Source organism: Cysteiniphilum sp. GTC20157 (assembly GCF_055396795.1).
Genome location: NZ_AP044698.1, coordinates 1,229,901 through 1,249,086 on the forward strand (window position 1 = coordinate 1,229,901; position 19,186 = coordinate 1,249,086).

Consider the following 19,186-nt stretch of genomic DNA (forward strand, 5'->3'; position numbering starts at 1 on the left):
TATCACATGCTTGAACGTTTGCTATAGTGTTGACATCGAAACAGCAAAAAGGAATAAAGAGCATGAAAAAGATTATAAATATCACAATCAGTGTTATGTTGTTAGGTAGCAATCTTGCTTTAGCAGGCACAGATTTTTATGCAACATCAACCATGGCGAAACAAGTGCACAAGACACAAATGCATAGTTTAAATGCGTCAATTAATATTAATGAATAACGAAACAATCAATAAAACAGGAGTCAATAGATGTTCCCAAATTTAGAAAACCAACACGTTCCAAATGTCACGTTTAGAACCATGCAAGATGGTCAGTGGCAAGATGTGACAAGCAATGATATTTTTAAAGGTAAAAATGTCATTGTTTTTTCATTACCGGGTGCTTTCACGCCAACATGTTCATCTGCACATGTGCCGCGTTTTAATGAGTTGTTTCCAGTGTTTAAAAAGCATGGTATTGATCGCATTGTTTGCATGTCAGTCAATGATACCTTTGTGATGAATGCTTGGAAAAAAGAACAAAAAGCTGAAAATATCGAGTTTATCCCCGATGGTAATGGTGAGTTTACCGAAAAAATGGGGCTTTTGGTTGATAAAGAGACTTTAGGTTTTGGTAAGCGCTCATGGCGTTATTCAATGCTTGTAAAAGATGGTGTGATTGCCAAGATGTTTATTGAGCCAAATAAAGCAGGTGACCCATTTGAAGTCTCTGATGCGGATACGATGCTTGAGTTTGTTGCACCTAATGCGCAGTTGCCAAAAGAAGTGACAATTTTCACTAAGCCTGGATGCCCACATTGTAAACGCGCCAAAAAGTTACTTAATGATCATAACCAAGGCTATGAAGAAGTTGTGCTAGGTCATGGAGCGTCAATGCGAACCGTTAAAGCATTAACAAATCGCCAAACCGTGCCGCAAATCTATATTGATGGGCAACATATTGGTGGTGCCGATGATTTGGAGAAATATTATAGTTAATTTGTGTTCGGCTTATCTTTGTCCTGAATTTTCCCTGACAGTCAAATAAATTTAAAATATACCCATCGTAAATCATTTTGCGGTGTTTGGTTGTAAGGTAGTTTGTGAAGATTTTTGCAAGTTAAATTGTAGGTAATAGCTAGGATTATTATCAAAATTTAACTTGCAAAAAGCACGCAAAATACAAAGCAAAAAATTCTGTAAAATGGTTTGTGATGGGGATATACAACAGATAGGTAAAAAAACTCTATTTTAGGCAGAACTTACTGTTGAGGGACAGGCAAAACTGGCTTATCATGCATGCGTCTTTTGTCAAAACAAAACAGTAGGTTAAAAATGCACTACAACGAGAGAACGCAAGCGGTTATTCAGAAGTTAACAAGCATGTTCAAGGAGAAATTTTCGTCACAGGATGCTTCAATACTCGAATCCCTATTAAAAGCTTATATACGCGTAATATCAGAAGATGAGCTTCATCAGCGTGAGCTATTGGATTTATATGGTTCAATTATTTCTTTTTGGAAATTTATCTACAAAAACCCTGAAGGAAAGGCGCTGATTCGCGTATATAATCCGGTATATGAGCAAAATGGCTGGGTATCACGTCATACGGTTATTGAGCTAAGCTGTCAGGATTCTCCATTTATAGTAGATACCTTAATGATGTTGATGTCATCAATGGGACTTGGTATTCATTTTATGATGAATATTGGCGGCATTGATTTAAAGCGTGATGCCAAAGGCAATTTGATTGCATTGACGGATAATGTGGCAGATGAGAAGGGTGCGGTCAATAACGATAAAACCTGTTTGGTGATCATGGAAGTGGATCGTCAAACAGATGATAAAGTTGCACTTAAGGCGATTGAGCAAAAAATTACTGAAAATTATAAAAAACTCCAAGCAATTGTTCGCGATTTTGAGCCGATGAAGGCAGAGTTGCAAACAATGATCAAAGAGGTGCACCAACCTAAAGATAAAGTGGCACAAAACTACTATGAAGAAGCGATTGATTTTTTAGAGTTCTTAAAGAAAGATCATTTTATCTTTTTAGGCTATTGCGCTTTTGATGCGAAAATGCTTAAAGGCGAGAAGGCATTTGTGGCTGAGAAATCCTCAGCATTAGGTTTGTTCTCAGTGAATGATGATTATATTACTGCCTTAAGTGATATCTATGAAAAAAATCTAAATATCAATAAAAATGTTGATGCCATTTTAACGGTTGCTAAATCTGATGAGGTTTCTCCGATTCACCGTCCTGCGTATATGGATATTATCTCAGTCGCAATTTATAACAAAAAAGGTGAAATTACTGGTTATAAACGCTTATTAGGTCTATATACATCAACGGCATACCACTCATCGCCACAACATATTCCTTTTTTGCGTTTGCGTAAAGAAATGGTATTAAAACAGTCAGGCTTCAGAAAGTTTGGGCATGCTTATAAGGCGTTGAGTAATATTATCGATACCTATCCGCGTGATGAGCTATTTTTAAGCTCAGATGAGGAGTTGTTTAATACCGCATTAGGTATCTACCATATCCGTGAACGTCAAGTCATGAAGTTGTTTGTACGCAAGGATCAGTTTAGCCGTTACTATTTCTGTATGTTGTACATGCCCAGAGATCGTTATAACTCAGAAGTCAGAGAACGTGTTGAGCGCATTTTGTTAAAAACATTGAATGGTCAACGTACGACTTTTAAAACAAACTTCTTAGAAAGTGTATTATGCCGAATTGACTTTACTGTTTATCTTGATGGTAACGAACCAGTGGAGCAAGTTGATTTAGAATTATTGGAAGATAAAATCAAGAGCGTTGAGCGTCAGTGGAGCGATTATCTATTTGATGATCTAATTGAAGAGTTTGGCGAGAACAAAGGTCGATCTTACGCCCAAGAATATGCACATGCCTTTTCTTTAGCTTATAAAGATGATTATATTCCACGCAAGGCAGTGTCTGATATCGTGCACTTTGAACAGGCGCGCAAAAATCGTTTATCGATGAGTTTATATCAAGTGCTTGAAGAATCTGGTGACCGTTTACACTTTAAATTGTTCCTAAAAGATCAGATGGTGCAGCTAAGTCAGATTATGCCTATTTTAGAAAACTTCGGTTTATCCGTTGCTGAAGAGCGTCCTTATAAGGTCAAACCTAAATCAGGTGGTTTTGTCTGGTTGTCGGATTTTGCCTTATTAACCAGTAAGCCAGTTGAAATTGCTGAAGTAACCGATAAATTAAAAGAAGCTTTTGCGGTTACTTGGGCAGGGGTTGCTGAGAATGATCGATTTAATTCATTGATTGTTTATGCGGGTCTTGATTGGCGTGAAGTAGCAATTGTGCGTGCTTATACGCGTTATATGACACAAATTGGCGTGCGTTTGAGTCAGCAGTATATCGAAGATACTTATATTGAGTATGCCGAGATCGTTCGCCTGATGGTATCATTATTTGATGCACGCTTTAATCCAGTCTGTGAACAAAAAAATCGTGAGACTATAGTAAGCGACATTCGTGAAAAGCTTAAAGCAAAACTTATTAATGTGGCAAGTCTTGATCAAGATAAATTATTGCGTCGTTTACAAGAGGTAATTGAAGCAACACAAAGAACGAACTTCTACCAAAAAGACACACATAATCAGCATAAGGAATATATATCATTTAAATTGATTCCATCAAAAATTTCTGAAATGCCAAAGCCTGTACCAATGTTTGAGATCTTTATGTACTCTCCACGTGTTGAAGGGGTTCACTTGCGTGGTGCTAAAGTTGCGCGTGGTGGATTAAGATGGTCAGATAGAAAAGAAGATTATCGCACCGAAGTATTAGGCTTGGTTAAGGCACAACAAGTTAAAAATGCGGTCATTGTGCCATTGGGTGCCAAAGGTGGATTTTTACCAAAAAGATTACCAATTCTAGAAGGGCGTGAAGCGGTGATGGAAGAAGCGATTAGCTGCTATCGCATGTTCATTAGCTCGTTGCTAGATATTACCGATAACATTAAAAATAATGAAATCATTAAGCCGCAGAATGTCGTTTGCTATGATGAAGATGATCCGTATTTAGTGGTTGCGGCGGATAAAGGTACGGCCACCTTCTCTGATATCGCTAATAGTGTGGCGATGGAATATGATTTCTGGTTAGGAGATGCTTTTGCTTCAGGTGGTTCAAATGGTTATGATCACAAGAAGATGGGTATTACCGCGCGCGGTGCTTGGGAGTCGGTGAAACGTCACTTTAGAGAAAGAGGTAAAGATACCCAAACTGAAGAATTTACGGTCGTTGGTATAGGGGATATGGCAGGTGATGTATTTGGTAATGGTATGCTATTATCCAAGCATATTCGCTTAGTGGGTGCGTTTAACCATATGCATATCTTTATTGACCCTAATCCAGATGCAGCTTCAAGCTATAAAGAAAGAAAGCGCATGTTTGATTTGCCGCGTTCAAGCTGGGAAGATTACAACCAAAAGCTTATCTCACAGGGTGGTGGTATATTTAGCCGTCAATTGAAGAGTATTCAATTAAGTCCAGAAATGAAAGCACTGTTAAAGACTGATGCTAATGAATTGGAACCAAACAAGTTAATTCAGTTATTATTGAAAGCGGATTATGAATTACTGTGGAATGGTGGTATTGGGACTTATGTCAAAGCACACACTGAAACTAATGAAGCCGTTGGCGATCGCGCCAATGATCCAGTGCGCATTAATGGGCGTGATTTAAACTGCTTAGTTGTTGGCGAGGGTGGTAACTTAGGTTGCACACAGTTAGGGCGTATTGAATATGCCTTAAAAGGTGGTTCAATCAATACTGATGCGATTGATAATGCTGCGGGTGTTGACTGTTCAGATCATGAAGTAAACATCAAAATCTTACTGAATATGGCGATTGAAAATGGCGAGTTATCGGAAAGTGGTCGTAACAAATTATTGGCTGAGATGTCTGGTGATGTCGCACATTTGGTGCTACAGAATAACTATGGTCAAAACCGCACAATCGCTAATGAATTGCAATCACAAGAGCGCTATTTTGTCGAGTCATATGCACGTTTGATGCGTGAGCTTGAGCGTAAGATGCAGCTTGATCGTGAAGTTGAGTATTTACCAACAGACAAGATGCTACAATCACGTGCATTATCAGGGAAAAGCTTAACAGCGCCGGAGTTCTCTGTGATTATGGCATATACCAAAACGATGATTAAGCAGCAGATTTTAAAATCTGACTTACCAGACGATCCTCACTTTAACTTTTTCTTATTGTGGGAATTTCCAACGGTACTACGTGAGAAATACGCTGATTTAATGCAAGGACATAAGTTAAAGCGTGAAATTATCGCAACACAGATTACTAATGCGGTTACTTTACACATGGGGGTCACTTTTATTCAACGTCTATATGATGAAACAGGGGCGTCAGTTGCTGATATTATCAAAGCGTTTATTGCTGTGGTTGAGATTTTCTCTTTGGATAAACTATGGCAAAAGTCAGAGAAGTTAAGTGGGAAAGTAAACGCTGAAAGCATTCAAAAGTGTTTACAGATCTTATTTAGATTTGTGCGTCGCAATTGTCGTTGGATTTTACGCAATGAGCCTAAAGGCTTCCCAATTGCTGAGGTGATTGCTAAGTATCGACATACAGCACCTATTGCATTAAAGGTATTTCCAAGGCTTTTGATTCCATCAGAAAAACAAAAAATTGAGGATAAAGCGACGGCTTTAATTAATGCCGGGGTGCCAAAAACGATTGTTGATGAGGTGTTATCATTTAAGATGGCAACTTCAGTGATGGACTTAGCCCATAGTATAGAGATCTCTAAAGAAAGTGAGTCATTTGAAAAGATTGCTATATTGCTTAATCAAAAGCTATGGTTATCTTGGTTTAGAAGTTGCATTAATCACTTAGGCGGTAAACAATCTTACTGGGGTACGTTATCAACGTCTGCTTTGCGTGATGATTTGGATAAATTGCAATATCGCTTGGTCAGACGTGTTATTGAGTTTACCAAAGATATCGATGATGTTAATGACAAAGTTGAGTATTGGTTGAGTATCAACAGCAGTTATTTAGCACGTTGGAATGGACTTATTGAAGATATGCGTACGGATGAACCAAACTTTGAATCAGTCAATATTGCTTTTAGAAGTTTAAGCGATTTGGCGCGTTCCCATTAATTTATACTCTCTCTAAATCTTAGCAAATAGCATCAACGACAAACTGTAATTTTATTAGGCTTTAGTGTAGTATTACGCCTACTGCTATTAGTGTCTAAATAAATAATGCAAAGTAACTTACAAAAAGCACGTGTTTTAGTCGTAGGTGACGTGATGTTAGATCGCTATTACTACGGTTCGACAGAGCGTATCTCACCTGAAGCACCGGTTCCTGTGGTGCATGTTAAGAATATTCAAGATCGTGCAGGTGGTGCTGGCAATGTCGCCTTAAATATTACCTCACTCGCAGGGAAGGCGGGAATTTGTGCGATGATTGGTCAGGATGAGCCGGCACACATTCTAAAAAACTTTTTAGTTGAACAATCAATTCATAGTCATTTGATTGAAACACATTTGCCAACGATTACGAAGTTGCGTGTGTTATCTCAAAAACAACAATTATTGCGTCTTGATTTTGAAGAAGGTTTTGTGCAAGTTGATGAAGGTGTGCTTTTCAGCAATGTTGAGGCAGTGCTTCAAAACTATAATGTCATGGTATTATCGGACTATGGTAAGGGGACACTACACGATGTGCAAAAACTGATTGAATTGGCAAATAAACAAAATATTGCAACACTCGTTGACCCTAAAGGTAATGACTTTAGTATCTATCAAGGTGCAACGTTAATTACCCCCAATCGCAAGGAATTTGAAGCAGTTGTTGGAAAGTGCCATACTGAAGATGAGTTAATTACTAAAGCGCATCAATTAATAGCCAATTGTCATTTAGGTGGACTGCTAATTACTCGAAGTGAGGAAGGTATGACGTTGGTGTTAAAAAACGGTGAAGTGACAACGATTCCTACCGTTGCCAAAGAGGTCTTTGATGTGACTGGTGCAGGTGACACCGTCATTGCCGTCATGGCAATGGCAGTTTCGTGTGGCTATGATTACACCTCAGCGATGCGTCTTGCTAATGCCGCAGCAGGTGTTGTTGTTGGTAAAGTTGGCACGGCAACACTGAATGCTCAAGAGTTGCATGATTCACTCCATGCACAAGCTAGAGTACACAAAGGTGTTTTAAGTCAAACTGAGCTCAAAAAAGCAATGAGTGAGGTCCATCTTCAAGGTGAAAAAGTCGTGATGACCAATGGCTGCTTTGATATTTTGCATGCCGGACATGTTGAGTATTTACAAAAAGCGCGCGCTTTGGGTGATCGCTTGATTGTCGCTGTTAATACCGATGAGTCGGTTAAGCGCTTAAAAGGGACATCTCGACCATATGTTAACTTGCAATCGCGGATGGAAGTGCTTTCGGCATTAGGCTGTGTTGACTGGGTAGTAGCATTTGAAGAAGATACGCCACAGCGAATTATTAGTGAACTATTACCGGATATTCTGGTTAAGGGTGCCGATTATGAAGTTTCACAAATTGCGGGCGCTAAAGAAGTGTTAGCTGCAGGTGGTGAGGTCAAAACCATTACCTTAAAGCCCAGTCATTCGAGTACATCGATTATTGAAAAAATAAAAAATCAAAAGTAGGTCATGAAACACATTCATATATTAGGCATTTGCGGCACCTTTATGGGTGCTTTAGCGCTATTAGCGCGTGAGAAAGGTTACAAGGTCACAGGCAGTGATCAAAATGTTTACCCACCGATGAGCAGCTACCTTGAGTCTCAAGGCATTAAGCTTATATCTGGTTATGATTATGATATTGAATCATTTAGACCTGATCAGGTGATTGTTGGCAATACGATGCGCCGTGGTATGCCAATTGTTGAGCACTTATTAAATAGTGATCTTGAGTATTTTTCAGGTCCCAAGTGGCTTTATCAAGAAGTTCTTAAAGGTAAAACGGTCATTGCCATTGCCGGAACACATGGTAAAACAACTACCACATCGATGGTCATTAAATTGATGGATGATGCAGGATTAAATCCAAGCTTTCTGGTCGGTGGTATTACTCAAGACTTTGGGGTGTCATCGCGCTTAACGGATTCTGAGTACTTTGTGATTGAAGCCGATGAATATGATACGGCATTTTTTGATAAGCGCTCGAAGTTTATGCATTACCATCCAGATGTGTTAGTAATTAATAATCTTGAGTTTGATCATGCTGATATTTTCAATTCGATTGACGATATTTATCGACAATTTCACCATCTTATGCGGCTGTTACCTGGAAAGTCGACGGTTATTTATCCTAAGCTAGATACCCACATTCATAAGCTACTAGCGATGGGCTGTTGGTCTCAATGTTGCCCTCTGCAAGCTGAGCGTGGGCTTGATATCAAGCCTATACTTGAAGACTATAGCCAGTTTGAGATCATAGACCACAATAAAACACTTAAAATTAACTGGGCGCTATTAGGTGAGCATAATGCCAAAAATGCGTTATCAGCTTATGCAGTTTTAAAAACACTAGGTGTTTCATTGGATAAAGTGACAGAGAGTTTTAAAAATTTTAAAGGTGTCAAGCGCCGCCTTGAATGCATTATCCAAAACGATCACTATGCCATTTATGATGATTTTGCCCATCATCCAACGGCGGTAGCAGAAACGCTTAAGGCAATTAAAGCACGTGCCGGTGAAAAAGAAAGGGTAGTAGTACCTCATCCTTTAAATAAGTAAATATTATGTCGCCTGTAGAACTCTCCCCTTATATGTCCATTTAAATGGCTTAGCCAATACATCATTAAAGTACCCAATAAATGCCGTTATTTTATCTTTAAGCTCAACTGTTGACTTCGTAGATAAACGTTTAAGTAATCGCTTAACCAAAATGCTAAACCATATCTCAACTTGATTAAGCCATGAAGCATGTTTCGGTGTATATACAAACCGAATACGATGTGAACTATCTTCAAGAAACGCTTTACGTGTTTGCATGTTTTTCAACACGCCATGTTTGCCTTTTTCACCAATATCCACCCCAGTAATACCACACAAATTAAGCACTAGCAAAACCAACGCTTCAGACATGTGCGTATTTAATTGATCAACAACGAAAACCCAATTAGCCTTAGGCTTCGTTTGCACTGTTTGCTCGACATGATTCTTGAAATCTTCTTCCGTTCTGGTATCACCTATGGTTGGAGCAATTATTTTACCTGAAGCAATATCAAAATTTGCAATTAAACATTGTGTGCCATGGCGTTCATAGCTGTTATCAACGCGTTCACAATGATCCAGATTCATTGGAGTGATTTGACGCTCCAATGCCTGTATCCCTGTTTTCTCATCACAACTGACCACTTGAAGCATGTCATTGTCCTTTTCATCATATGCTTTTTGATAGGTGTTGCACACTTGCGCTACTTCATGATCAAATGTGGCTTGATCCTCAATGGGTGTGTGTATCCACTGTTTTACCTTATGGGGCTTTATATCTGCCTGATTTTAAAAAAACATGTAGTTGGGAAATTGAAATGCTGTCCACTATTTGTCGTTTAACTAACTCTGCAGCCAAACTTGGTAAACTCCAATGACTTAAAGGAAGCCCTGATTTTTCTGGTGCTTCGCAAGCAACGCTTATAATTTTACAAATTTGCTCTGCGCTAAACTTTGCAGGTGTTCCTTCTCTAGGTAGATCATCAAGTATTTCGCATATAGCTCGCTCATACTCAATACCTTTTATTTCTTCTCGTTCAAGGCATGCAAGTTTTTCTGAAGCATTATTCCAACGATCACGCCATTTGCCTACCGTGCTAGCTACTATATTCAACTCAGAAAGTGTATCTTTTGTGCGTCTATGATCTGCGCTGTCAAGAATAATCTTGGCTCTTAGTTTATAGCGATATTGTCCCGTATTTGATGTATGCAGTTTTGACAGAATATGTCTTTGTTTTTCAGTCAGAATAATTGCTTGTTTAGCCTTTGCCATTGTCGCTTTAATAGTCAGTCATTTATAAGGATTTATTATACTACATTTTGTCTTTGTTTATTTAGAATATGCAGCAGTAGCTATTCTAGAGCCGCGCTCAAATACGATGAAAATGGGTACGCAAGAGCAGGCATTAATTAATGCGCTTACTATTGCTGATGAAGTCTGGTTTTATCAAAACAGTGCGATGCAGTGGCAGGCGGCATCTTACGCTAAAGAAAACTTTATAGTATTTGATGAGGTTGCCGATATTGTTGCGCATTTTAAGCAATTACAACCCGAACGTTTTACCCATTACGTCATTATGAGTAATGGGGCTTTTGATGGGTTGTATAAACAGTTAGGTGCACTTGCGAGGCGAGGTGTTGAAATAGAAAAAATGCGTAATTTCAGTCGTGATGAAATCTTGCCCGCAACTAACGTTGCTTTAGGCAGTTACTTTTTTCCCGCAAAAAAGTAACCAAAAAGCTCGCCCTGCAAGTTTTGTTGACGTCAGTAAAATGGGATTTTTCGCTTACCTTTTTGACCACGCAAAAAGGTAAGTCACTTGAGCTGCTTGCAGCGGTGAAATATATTAAACATAAAAGAGGTAATTTGTGAGAGTCAGATCTCAATTAACACAATGTAAAACCGTAAGCTTCGGTAGCATAGGCGCTTCGCAAAGCGAGTTGCATTGAATGAAACAGCTAGGGGATGAAGCCTTAAAATAAACTTGATCTAATGGCATGAATCAACAACAAGGATTGCAGCATTAATTTGATTGTTTTTATATGCAAAACAAAGGCATTTTGACTAGTGATAGCAGATGGGTGCAGTGCACCTTAAACGATTAACTCACCATTCTTAATAGTTGCTTTGCGATAATTTAAAGTTGAGTCATAGATGATTTGATTGTAATGTTCACAATCCCATAGGATCAAATCAGCGCATTTACCGATTTCAATACTTCCTTTTTGGCTTTGTATTCCAAGTGCATAAGCGGCATTGATCGTTGTTGCTTGAAATGCCTGATAAGGTGTCATGCGAAATAGGGTGCATGCCATATTCATCATCAGTGGCAACGATAAAAAAGGTGATGAGCCGGGATTGGCATCAGTGGCAATGGCTATTTTCACCTTTTGTTTTAACAGATCAGCAACAGGTGGCAACTTGGTTTCACGTAAGAAATAATAGGCACCAGGTAGTAAAACAGCCACGGTATTAGCATCGCGCATTTTAGTAATGTCCTCAATCGCAAGATACTCTAAATGATCAGCTGATAGGGCGTTAAATTGAGCGGCAAGAGCTGCACCTTTTTGATCGGATAGTTGCTCGGCATGCAGTTTTAATTGAAACCCATGATTTTTTGTTGCTGCAGTAAAAAGGCGCTTCATTTGACTATGTGAAAAGCCAATATTTTCACAGAATCCATCGACAACGTGTGCCAAATTTTCTTTTTGCAACACGGGTAAAACTTCATCAATGATAAAGTCAATATACTTGTCTTTATTATCAAACTCAGGCGGCAGGGCATGTGCACCTAAGAAGGTGGGGATAATATCAATACCCTTAGACTCATTAAGTTGGCGAGCAACTTTCAGCATTTTCATTTCACTATCGAGATCTAAGCCATACCCTGATTTAATTTCACAGGTGGTTGTGCCATATTGCCTCATTTGTTTAAGACGTTTATTGGCGCTGTGATAAAGCTCCTCAAAGGAAGCGTTACGTGTTGCGGCAACGGTTGAGCGAATGCCACCACCTTGTTTGGCAATCTCCTCATATGAGGCACCATTTAAACGCATTTCAAACTCATCTGCGCGATTGCCGCCATAGACAAGATGCGTGTGACAATCAATAAGTCCCGGTGTTATAAGTTGCCCATTGTGATCGATGATTTCTCGCGCCTTGGGTAAGATGGAATCTTTGAGCAGGATATCAATAATCTTGCCTTGATCAATGACTAAACTGGCATTATCCAAAATACGGTCGTCTTGATCGAAGGTTACAAGCTGCGCATTTAGGATGATAAGATCATACATACTTTTACCTTTTGTTATTCCTATGTTATTACGTTTTTATTTTTTTATTCTTTTATCCGGAATAAAAGTAAGTTGAGATTTAAATATTCCCCTCACCCGTTCAGCTTAAGCTGAACGACCTCTCCCGCAAGGGGGGAGGTAGGCGCTGATACAACTTATGTTTTACTCCTTTACACTTGGAAAAGCTGTGCATGCACATCGCTATAAAACGTATGTTGTTTGATAATATCGGTGGCATTTTCAATATCACGTGCAAAATAGCGATCCTCATCATAATAAGGCACTTTGGCGCGAATTTGGCGATACTTATTATCCAATATGTTTGATGTTTTAAGTGGTGCTCGTATTGAGACACCTTGGCAAGCAGCAAGCACTTCAATACTTAATATAGATAATACATTTTGAGCAATTGTGTTTAATTTGCGTGCGGCAAAAGTTGCCATACTGACATGATCTTCTTGATTAGCAGAAGTTGGTAGACTATCAACAGATGCCGGATGCGCCAGTGTTTTATTTTCACTGGCTAACGAGGATGCGGTCACATGTGCCAACATGAAGCCCGAATTAAGACCAGCATTTTCAATTAAAAATGCAGGTAAGCCACTTAAATGTTTATCGATCAAAAGGGCAATACGACGCTCAGAAATAGCCCCAATTTCAGCGCAAGCGATGCTTAACATATCTGCACTCATTGCCACCATCTCAGCGTGGAAGTTGCCGCCGGATATAATCTCTTTGGTTTCTGGCAAGATTAGCGGGTTATCAGAGACACCATTAGCTTCATTTAATAAATTGCGCTTAGCGTCATTGATCACTTGCCAAGCGGCTCCCATTACCTGTGGTTGGCAACGTAATGAGTAAGGGTCTTGTACTTTGCTACAGTGATCATGCGCGTGCATAATCTCACTGTTTTCCAATAAGTTGCGCATGACTTGTGAGAAAAGGATTTGACCCTCAACGCGTTTGATCTTGGAAATAACTGGATCAAAGGGCTTCATACTGCCAAAGGTTGCTTCAATACTTAAAGCGCCAGCAATAGCAGCAATACTGAAATTGCGTTCGACTTTAATCAACCCCATTAAAGCAATGGCAGTTGATGCTTGGGTGCCATTAAGCAGTGCTAAGCCTTCCTTTTCTTGAAGCTCAATAGCACTTAATCCTGCTTTCTTTAAAGCCTCGACTGCATCGATGCGCTGACCTTGATAATCAACCTCACCCTCACCAATCAGTGGCATGCTCATGTGCGCTAAAGGTGCTAAATCGCCCGATGCACCAACTGAACCTTGCTCAGGAATTACAGGATAAATGCCATGATTATAAAAGGCGATGAGTGCATCTAGGGTTTGTTGTGTGACACCTGAGTAGCCTTGTGCAAGACTGTTGATTTTCAGTAGCATAATAAGCTTAACAGTGTCATTATCTAGCGCTTTACCCACGCCGGTAGCATGAGAAAGCACAATGCGGCGTTGTAGTTCTTTAAGCTCTGTGGTTGGGATTTTTTTATTTGCCAGTAAGCCAAAGCCCGTGTTAATCCCATAAACTGTTTTGCCTTCTTTAAGCACTTCCTCAACAATGCTGCGTGATGTTGCCACTTTAGCGTATGCGCTATCATCCAAATGAATGGGGCATGCACTATTAAGTAATAGTTCGATATCCTGAAGACTAAGCTCACCCGGGATTAAGCAAAAGCTTTGCGGGTTATGCGCTTTTTTATTGGTTGTATTTGTTTTATTCATGACTTCACTCATATTAACGCCTCATTTTTGGCTGTAGCACAGGTAGTATCTTTTGTATCTGCATTAACCATGGGTAAATTGAGTCCTTTGTCTTTAGCACATTGAATTGCGATGTCATAACCGGCATCAGCATGACGCATAACCCCAGTACCTGGATCATTCGTTAACACGCGTTGCAAACGTTTTGCCGCAGCTTCAGTACCATCGGCAACGATAACAACACCGGCGTGTTGAGAGAAGCCCATGCCAACGCCACCTCCATGATGTAAACTTACCCACGTAGCTCCACCTGCGGTATTGAGTAATGCATTTAAAAGCGGCCAATCAGATACCGCATCTGAACCATCTTTCATGCTTTCTGTTTCGCGATTAGGACTTGCGACAGATCCTGAATCTAAGTGATCACGACCAATAACAATAGGACCTTTAAGCTCACCATTTTTAACCATTTCGTTAAATGCCAAGCCAAGGCGCGCACGATCGCCCAAGCCAACCCAACAAATGCGTGCCGGCAGACCTTGAAAGGCGATACGCTCTTTTGCCATATCTAACCAATTATGTAGGTGTTTGTCATGCGGCATAAGTTCTTTAACTTTCTGATCCGTTTTATAGATATCCTCAGGATCACCGGATAAAGCAACCCATCTAAACGGTCCAATGCCTTGACAAAAGAGTGGACGGATAAATGCCGGAACAAAACCTGGGAAATCAAACGCATTTTGCAAGCCCTCATCAAAGGCAACTTGGCGAATATTATTACCATAGTCAAAAGTTGGAATGCCTTGTTTGGCAAATTCAAGCATTGCCTTTACGTGAATTTTCATTGATTTTTTGGCTTCTGCTACAACTAATTCAGGATTGCTTTGACGCTCTTTTTTAGCCTTTTCCAAACTCCAACCAATCGGTAGATAGCCGTTTAATGGATCATGTGCGCTGGTTTGATCCGTTACCGCATCAGGCTTGATGCTGCGCTTGATCATTTCAGGTAAAATCTCAGCAGCATTTCCTAACAGACCCACAGAAATAGCACGTTTCTCAGCGCAGGCTTTGTTGAGAATAGCCATTGCCTCATCTAATGTTTTGGCTTTGTAATCAACGTATTTGGTGCGTAACCTAAAATCAATACGGCTTTCATCACACTCAATGGCTAAAACACAGGCACCGGCTAAAACGCCAGCGAGTGTTTGCGCGCCACCCATACCACCTAATCCTGCAGTTAGAATCCACTTGCCCGATAAGTCGCCGTTATAATACTGACGTCCCATCTCAACAAATGTTTCGTAGGTGCCTTGGACAATACCTTGTGAGCCGATATATATCCAAGAACCAGCAGTCATTTGTCCGTACATCATTAAGCCTTTTTTATCAAGCTCATTAAAGTGTTGCCAATCTGCCCAATGTGGAACAAGGTTTGAGTTAGCAATGAGCACACGTGGTGCATCGGCATGTGTTTTGAAAACACCTACTGGTTTTCCTGATTGCACAAGTAATGTTTCATCATCTTCAAGCTTCTCTAGAGACTCAACGATCTTATCAAAGCACTCCCAGTTACGTGCTGCTTTACCAATGCCGCCATAAACAACAAGATCCTGAGGATGCTCAGCGATATCAGGGTCTAAATTATTCATCAGCATGCGCAAAGGTGCTTCGGTTAGCCAAGATTTGGCAGTGAGTTTGGTGCCAGTTGCGGCTTTGACTGTTCGTGACATGTTATAAATCCCTCCTATGAGTGTTGTTTAAGCTTGCAAAAAATTGGCAAGAAGTGCTGCGGCAAGCTTTGCGGTTCTATTATCAATATCTTTTGTTGGATTAAGCTCAACGATATCCAAAGCGATGACTTTATTGCATTGTTTGAGCTTGCGTAAAGCATTAATGACAAAAGGGCTGCCAATGCCTAATGCTTGTGGTGCACTAACCCCTGGTGCAATAGCAGCTTGGAAAACATCAAGGCACAGCGTGACATAAATGCGATCATGTTTTGCTATGACTTTGTCAATAAATGACAAATCTTGCGGGTTATTGTTGATGTGCTCAGCAAGTAAATAGTGTGTATTGGCCGCATGAGCGTAATTAAATAAACTATTGGTATTAGCAAGTGGTTGTATACCCATGCAGTAGTAATTAAAATCTAACTGATGATTTTGTAAATAGCGCGATGCCTGATAAAAAGGGGTGCCTGAGCTGCCAAGCTCACCTGTTAAAGTTTCACGCAAATCAAAATGCGCATCAAAATTCACAATGACGGGATTAAGATTTTGTTTGTAAATCCCTTGTAAGTGTCCCCAAGCTGTTTCATGTCCGCCACCAATAACAATCGGTATGGCTTTGAGTTTTATGACTTTAGCTACATATTCTGCTAATAATTGTTGAGCTAATTCAAGATCTTGACTGTCGCAATAAACATTACCTGCATCATAAAGCATGATGTTGTTATTGAGATGTACCGCTGAATTAAAAAACGCATGTCTAAAATATTCAGGACCTTCTTTGGCACCAATAACACCTTGGTTACGTTTAACCCCTTCATCACAACAAAAGCCAATTAAGATAAAATGCTGTTTGTTGTTTTCCAATGTCTCAATAGGTTGATTGAGATCAATACTTTTAACCAGTTGATGGAAATACTCATGCTTAACATTAGTGACTCGAGAGGCGTAGCTTGATGCACTATTAGCAGGAAGATATTTCATAAGATTAAAAACTGTACTTAATTGTGGAATATGTAATATCTTTACCAATAAACCGCTTAATCGCAACCCTGATCTGCAAAATTATTTAAAATACTGTGCTATTCATATATATCCTTGAATTATCGATTGTATTCATAAGCGTGATCAGGCAAAATAAGACAACTTTTGATGCACGATTTATCACAAGTATTTGTTATTAACCCTTTAGAAAAAAAGAAAAAAGAGCTAAAAGAATAAAGATGGCAGTTAAGATAGAGAAAAAAATCACAGGATTTAATATTGTTAAACCCGATGATGGGGCAAGCAATGTTGCAGTCAAGCCAACAAAAAAAGAAAAATCACATCAGCAGATGAGTGAAAATATCAAGCGTCCAGAATCACTCCTTGGTGAAACGTATAAGATCAAGCCACCGCAAGCTGAGCATGCGTTGTATGTGACGATTAATGATATTGTTTTAAATGAAGGCACAGAGCACGAAATGCGTCGTCCATTCGAGATTTTTCTAAGCTCAAAAAATATGGAGCACTTCCAATGGACAATTGCGTTGACCTTGATTATCTCAGCAGTTTTTCGCAAAGGCGGGGATATTATCTTTTTGGTTGAAGAGCTAAGATCCGTGTTTGATCCTAATGGTGGTTATTTAAAGCGTGGTGGTAAGTATATTCCCTCATTGGTTTCTGAAATTGGTGATGTGATTGAAAAGCATTTAAAGAAAATCGGCATGCTGCCAGATGATGAGCTAGATGAAGAGCAAAAGCAATATATTGCTGCAAAGCGTCAAGAGCTTGACCAACGTCAACAACCCAGTAATGATGCCAGTAATAATTTTCCACCTGAATCACAACTGTGCACCAAATGCAGTACCAAAGCGATGGTGCGCATGGATAATTGCTTAACTTGCTTGAATTGCGGTTATTCTAAGTGCGGATAAATCAATCATGATTTATGCCTTTTTCTATCTTGCTTTTTGTATTTATCTAGGTTTTTTTCTTAAGAATAAATGGGCAGCATTATTGCTTACTATTTCGGTTATAAGTTGGTTTATTGTGCGCTTACCTGAGGTTAATAGTGACCTTAGTTGGCGCTTTGCTTTAACGCTCATCTCTTATATCAGCGAGTTTGCTGTGTTGTTGTATTTTTTCCCTCAGAAAATCATTCAACTAACGCGCCCAAACGTACGCAAAACGCTTATTGTTGCAGCTGTTTTATTAGTGCTTTTTAGTGTGGTTGTTTTATTTAGTAGTCTTGCCATTCCTTATATGCAGCAGGTGTTAATGCATCAAGCAAATGCTGATATTAATCATTTGTTATCACAAGTTAGTTGGCTATATCGCTTTGGTAGCTTTGCTGGTTGGTTAAGTTTCTTTACGTATCTTTATTTATGGGTGGGCTTAAGTCGGTTTATTGTTAAACGTCCTTTTGATGCTTAAAGGGCGTATGCAATACGCCCCTACGAATCTCACCTCGCCCCTTGTGGGAGAGGTCGTGCAGCATAGCTGCGCGGGTGAGGAGTGACTACGTTGGCTGAGCGTTAGTCGAAGCCAATTATTATCTTTATCTCCCTTCGACAGGCTCAGGGAACGGTGAATAATTTGAGGGGAAGCGCATAGTCGTAATAAGTTTCAATGCACCCTGTAATTTTATTACCTCTCCCCTTGCCGGAGTCGTGCGGCGTAAGCAGCACGGGTGAGGGGGACTACGTTGGCTGAGCGTCAGTCGAAGCCAATTGTTGGGCGTTTTAAAGCCAATGGTCTTTTATGGCATTGAATAAAGCTTGCAATTTTAGATCGTCTTTAAGCGTTTTTTTAGTGATCAAGTAACAGTTTAAGGTTGGTGGTTGAAAATCTTGCAATATCGGAATAAGCTTTTTGTGTTTTATGGCTGATTGCACCGTAAAAGAGGGTAGATAAGCAATGCCTAGATCATTTAAAGCCATCTCCAATAATGATTTGCTTGAGGAGCTTCTGTACTGTCCTGCTATTGCAATATGAGTTAATTTATCATTGACCGTAAATTCCCATGTTCCTTTAAAATTGTAACTATGATCAATGCACTTGTGGTGGGCTAAATCCGATGGTGTTTTAATATCAGCATGATGATCAAGATAGTTTTGTGTGGCACAAGTGATTTTAGTCCACGTGCCGATGTATGCTGCATAATAGTCAAGTTGAGGAGGTAATATGCCACAAAAAATAATGGCATCAAAGTTATCTGCAATAATATTGGCAAGATAATTGCCAATATGCCAATCTAGCTGTAGTTGCGGATGTTCTATGCTTAGAAATTTAAGTGATGTAATGCAGACCTCGCTAAAAATACTTTGTGGCACCCCAATTTTAAGTAACCCATGTAAATTGTTTTCCATGCTATGAATTTGAGCGTTGAGGTTGTTTTCAATAGCAAGCAACTCTTTAATTGCACGCCATATTTTTTGCCCTTCTGGGGTGATGCTCACATTCCTTGTATTGCGATAAAATAAAGTGGCATTGTAATGACGCTCAAGTTCTTTGATAGCATTTGAAACTTTAGATAATGTGGTATTGCAGTGCTTGGCAGTCAGTCTAAAGTTGTTTAACTGGGCGAGTGTATCAAAAATCTGATAATGCATAATACTAAGTTTATTTGATCTTATTTTTAAATCAGTCATATTCAAAAAATGGGTATTATCGTAAATCTAGCGTCAGTGTAAGATTGTTTTTGTTGATAGACAATAAACTTAAA

At 39.5% G+C, this 19,186-nt stretch carries 15 protein-coding genes; 8 read left to right on the forward strand and 7 right to left on the reverse strand.

Features of this window, described 5'->3' with window-relative positions:
• The first annotated feature begins 62 nt into the window (after nucleotides 1-62).
• The 5 genes from ACZ5V8_RS05640 to mpl all read left to right on the forward strand — a co-directional run bounded on the left by ACZ5V8_RS05640 (nucleotide 63) and on the right by mpl (nucleotide 8,765).
• Nucleotides 63-218, forward strand: a complete 156-nt coding sequence (locus tag ACZ5V8_RS05640; protein ID WP_440616042.1) for a hypothetical protein — start codon at nucleotides 63-65, stop codon at nucleotides 216-218.
• 30 nt (nucleotides 219-248) lie between these two features.
• Entirely contained in the window at nucleotides 249-977 is a 729-nt protein-coding gene (locus ACZ5V8_RS05645; RefSeq protein ID WP_464218681.1) for a glutathione peroxidase, read from the forward strand.
• Nucleotides 978-1,313: 336 nt separating this feature from the next.
• Nucleotides 1,314-6,152 carry an NAD-glutamate dehydrogenase gene (locus tag ACZ5V8_RS05650; protein ID WP_464218682.1) on the forward strand — a complete coding sequence of 1,613 codons (4,839 nt, stop codon included), beginning with the start codon at nucleotides 1,314-1,316 and terminating at the stop codon, nucleotides 6,150-6,152.
• A gap of 105 nt (nucleotides 6,153-6,257) precedes the next feature.
• Nucleotides 6,258-7,673 carry a bifunctional D-glycero-beta-D-manno-heptose-7-phosphate kinase/D-glycero-beta-D-manno-heptose 1-phosphate adenylyltransferase HldE gene (gene hldE, locus ACZ5V8_RS05655; protein WP_464218683.1) on the forward strand — a complete coding sequence of 472 codons (1,416 nt, stop codon included), beginning with the start codon at nucleotides 6,258-6,260 and terminating at the stop codon, nucleotides 7,671-7,673.
• A 3-nt stretch (nucleotides 7,674-7,676) separates the two neighbouring features.
• On the forward strand, nucleotides 7,677-8,765 hold the full coding sequence (gene mpl, locus ACZ5V8_RS05660; RefSeq protein ID WP_464218684.1) for a UDP-N-acetylmuramate:L-alanyl-gamma-D-glutamyl-meso-diaminopimelate ligase: 1,089 nt from the start codon (nucleotides 7,677-7,679) through the stop codon (nucleotides 8,763-8,765).
• A 3-nt stretch (nucleotides 8,766-8,768) separates the two neighbouring features.
• Here the strand turns inward: mpl and ACZ5V8_RS05665 are convergent, their stop codons facing one another.
• Together ACZ5V8_RS05665 and ACZ5V8_RS05670 are read right to left on the reverse strand one after the other, a co-directional pair.
• Complete coding sequence (locus ACZ5V8_RS05665) at nucleotides 8,769-9,443, reverse strand: transposase (RefSeq protein ID WP_464217023.1); 675 nt, start codon at nucleotides 9,441-9,443, stop codon at nucleotides 8,769-8,771.
• Between the two features lie 64 nt (nucleotides 9,444-9,507).
• Nucleotides 9,508-10,017, reverse strand: coding sequence for a helix-turn-helix domain-containing protein (locus ACZ5V8_RS05670; RefSeq protein ID WP_464217022.1), 510 nt, complete (start codon nucleotides 10,015-10,017; stop codon nucleotides 9,508-9,510).
• Between the two features lie 106 nt (nucleotides 10,018-10,123).
• Here ACZ5V8_RS05670 and ACZ5V8_RS05675 point away from each other — a divergent pair, with 106 nt between their 5' ends.
• On the forward strand, nucleotides 10,124-10,477 hold the full coding sequence (locus tag ACZ5V8_RS05675) for a hypothetical protein (protein WP_464218685.1): 354 nt from the start codon (nucleotides 10,124-10,126) through the stop codon (nucleotides 10,475-10,477).
• Nucleotides 10,478-10,838: 361 nt separating this feature from the next.
• Here ACZ5V8_RS05675 and hutI read toward each other — a convergent pair whose 3' ends face one another.
• From hutI to hutG, 4 genes are all read right to left on the reverse strand, one after another.
• Nucleotides 10,839-12,038, reverse strand: a complete 1,200-nt coding sequence (hutI, locus tag ACZ5V8_RS05680; protein ID WP_464218686.1) for an imidazolonepropionase — start codon at nucleotides 12,036-12,038, stop codon at nucleotides 10,839-10,841.
• Between the two features lie 170 nt (nucleotides 12,039-12,208).
• The gene (gene hutH, locus ACZ5V8_RS05685; protein ID WP_464218687.1) at nucleotides 12,209-13,786 is read right to left on the reverse strand and encodes a histidine ammonia-lyase; all 1,578 of its coding nucleotides are present in this window, start codon (nucleotides 13,784-13,786) and stop codon (nucleotides 12,209-12,211) included.
• A complete protein-coding gene (hutU, locus tag ACZ5V8_RS05690; RefSeq protein ID WP_440617140.1) occupies nucleotides 13,783-15,483 on the reverse strand; it encodes a urocanate hydratase in 1,701 nt (566 codons plus the stop codon). Before hutU ends, hutH begins: the two co-directional genes overlap by 4 nt.
• A 27-nt stretch (nucleotides 15,484-15,510) precedes the next feature.
• Complete coding sequence (gene hutG / locus ACZ5V8_RS05695) at nucleotides 15,511-16,512, reverse strand: formimidoylglutamase (RefSeq protein ID WP_464218688.1); 1,002 nt, start codon at nucleotides 16,510-16,512, stop codon at nucleotides 15,511-15,513.
• A 191-nt stretch (nucleotides 16,513-16,703) separates the two neighbouring features.
• Here hutG and ACZ5V8_RS05700 point away from each other — a divergent pair, with 191 nt between their 5' ends.
• Nucleotides 16,704-17,396: a TSCPD domain-containing protein gene (locus tag ACZ5V8_RS05700; RefSeq protein WP_464218689.1), complete on the forward strand. Its 693-nt coding sequence runs from the start codon at nucleotides 16,704-16,706 to the stop codon at nucleotides 17,394-17,396.
• Nucleotides 17,397-17,403: 7 nt separating this feature from the next.
• Nucleotides 17,404-17,895: a hypothetical protein gene (locus ACZ5V8_RS05705; protein ID WP_464218690.1), complete on the forward strand. Its 492-nt coding sequence runs from the start codon at nucleotides 17,404-17,406 to the stop codon at nucleotides 17,893-17,895.
• A gap of 308 nt (nucleotides 17,896-18,203) precedes the next feature.
• Here ACZ5V8_RS05705 and ACZ5V8_RS05710 read toward each other — a convergent pair whose 3' ends face one another.
• Nucleotides 18,204-19,073 (reverse strand): LysR family transcriptional regulator, encoded by an 870-nt coding sequence (locus tag ACZ5V8_RS05710; RefSeq protein ID WP_464218691.1) that lies wholly within the window; start codon nucleotides 19,071-19,073, stop codon nucleotides 18,204-18,206.
• Nucleotides 19,074-19,186 lie beyond the last annotated feature (113 nt).

What these genes read in the sequence shown, in the direction of transcription:
- ACZ5V8_RS05640 (WP_440616042.1), top strand. Translation starts at nt 63, where the DNA reads ATGAAAAAGATTATAAATATCACAATCAGTGTTATGTTGTTAGGTAGC.
- ACZ5V8_RS05645 (WP_464218681.1), top strand. Translation starts at nt 249, where the DNA reads ATGTTCCCAAATTTAGAAAACCAACACGTTCCAAATGTCACGTTTAGA.
- ACZ5V8_RS05650 (WP_464218682.1), top strand. Translation starts at nt 1,314, where the DNA reads ATGCACTACAACGAGAGAACGCAAGCGGTTATTCAGAAGTTAACAAGC.
- hldE (WP_464218683.1), top strand. Translation starts at nt 6,258, where the DNA reads ATGCAAAGTAACTTACAAAAAGCACGTGTTTTAGTCGTAGGTGACGTG.
- mpl (WP_464218684.1), top strand. Translation starts at nt 7,677, where the DNA reads ATGAAACACATTCATATATTAGGCATTTGCGGCACCTTTATGGGTGCT.
- ACZ5V8_RS05670 (WP_464217022.1), bottom strand. Translation starts at nt 10,017, where the DNA reads ATGGCAAAGGCTAAACAAGCAATTATTCTGACTGAAAAACAAAGACAT.
- ACZ5V8_RS05675 (WP_464218685.1), top strand. Translation starts at nt 10,124, where the DNA reads ATGAAAATGGGTACGCAAGAGCAGGCATTAATTAATGCGCTTACTATT.
- hutI (WP_464218686.1), bottom strand. Translation starts at nt 12,038, where the DNA reads ATGTATGATCTTATCATCCTAAATGCGCAGCTTGTAACCTTCGATCAA.
- hutH (WP_464218687.1), bottom strand. Translation starts at nt 13,786, where the DNA reads ATGAGTGAAGTCATGAATAAAACAAATACAACCAATAAAAAAGCGCAT.
- hutU (WP_440617140.1), bottom strand. Translation starts at nt 15,483, where the DNA reads ATGTCACGAACAGTCAAAGCCGCAACTGGCACCAAACTCACTGCCAAA.
- ACZ5V8_RS05700 (WP_464218689.1), top strand. Translation starts at nt 16,704, where the DNA reads ATGGCAGTTAAGATAGAGAAAAAAATCACAGGATTTAATATTGTTAAA.
- ACZ5V8_RS05705 (WP_464218690.1), top strand. Translation starts at nt 17,404, where the DNA reads ATGATTTATGCCTTTTTCTATCTTGCTTTTTGTATTTATCTAGGTTTT.
- ACZ5V8_RS05710 (WP_464218691.1), bottom strand. Translation starts at nt 19,073, where the DNA reads ATGCATTATCAGATTTTTGATACACTCGCCCAGTTAAACAACTTTAGA.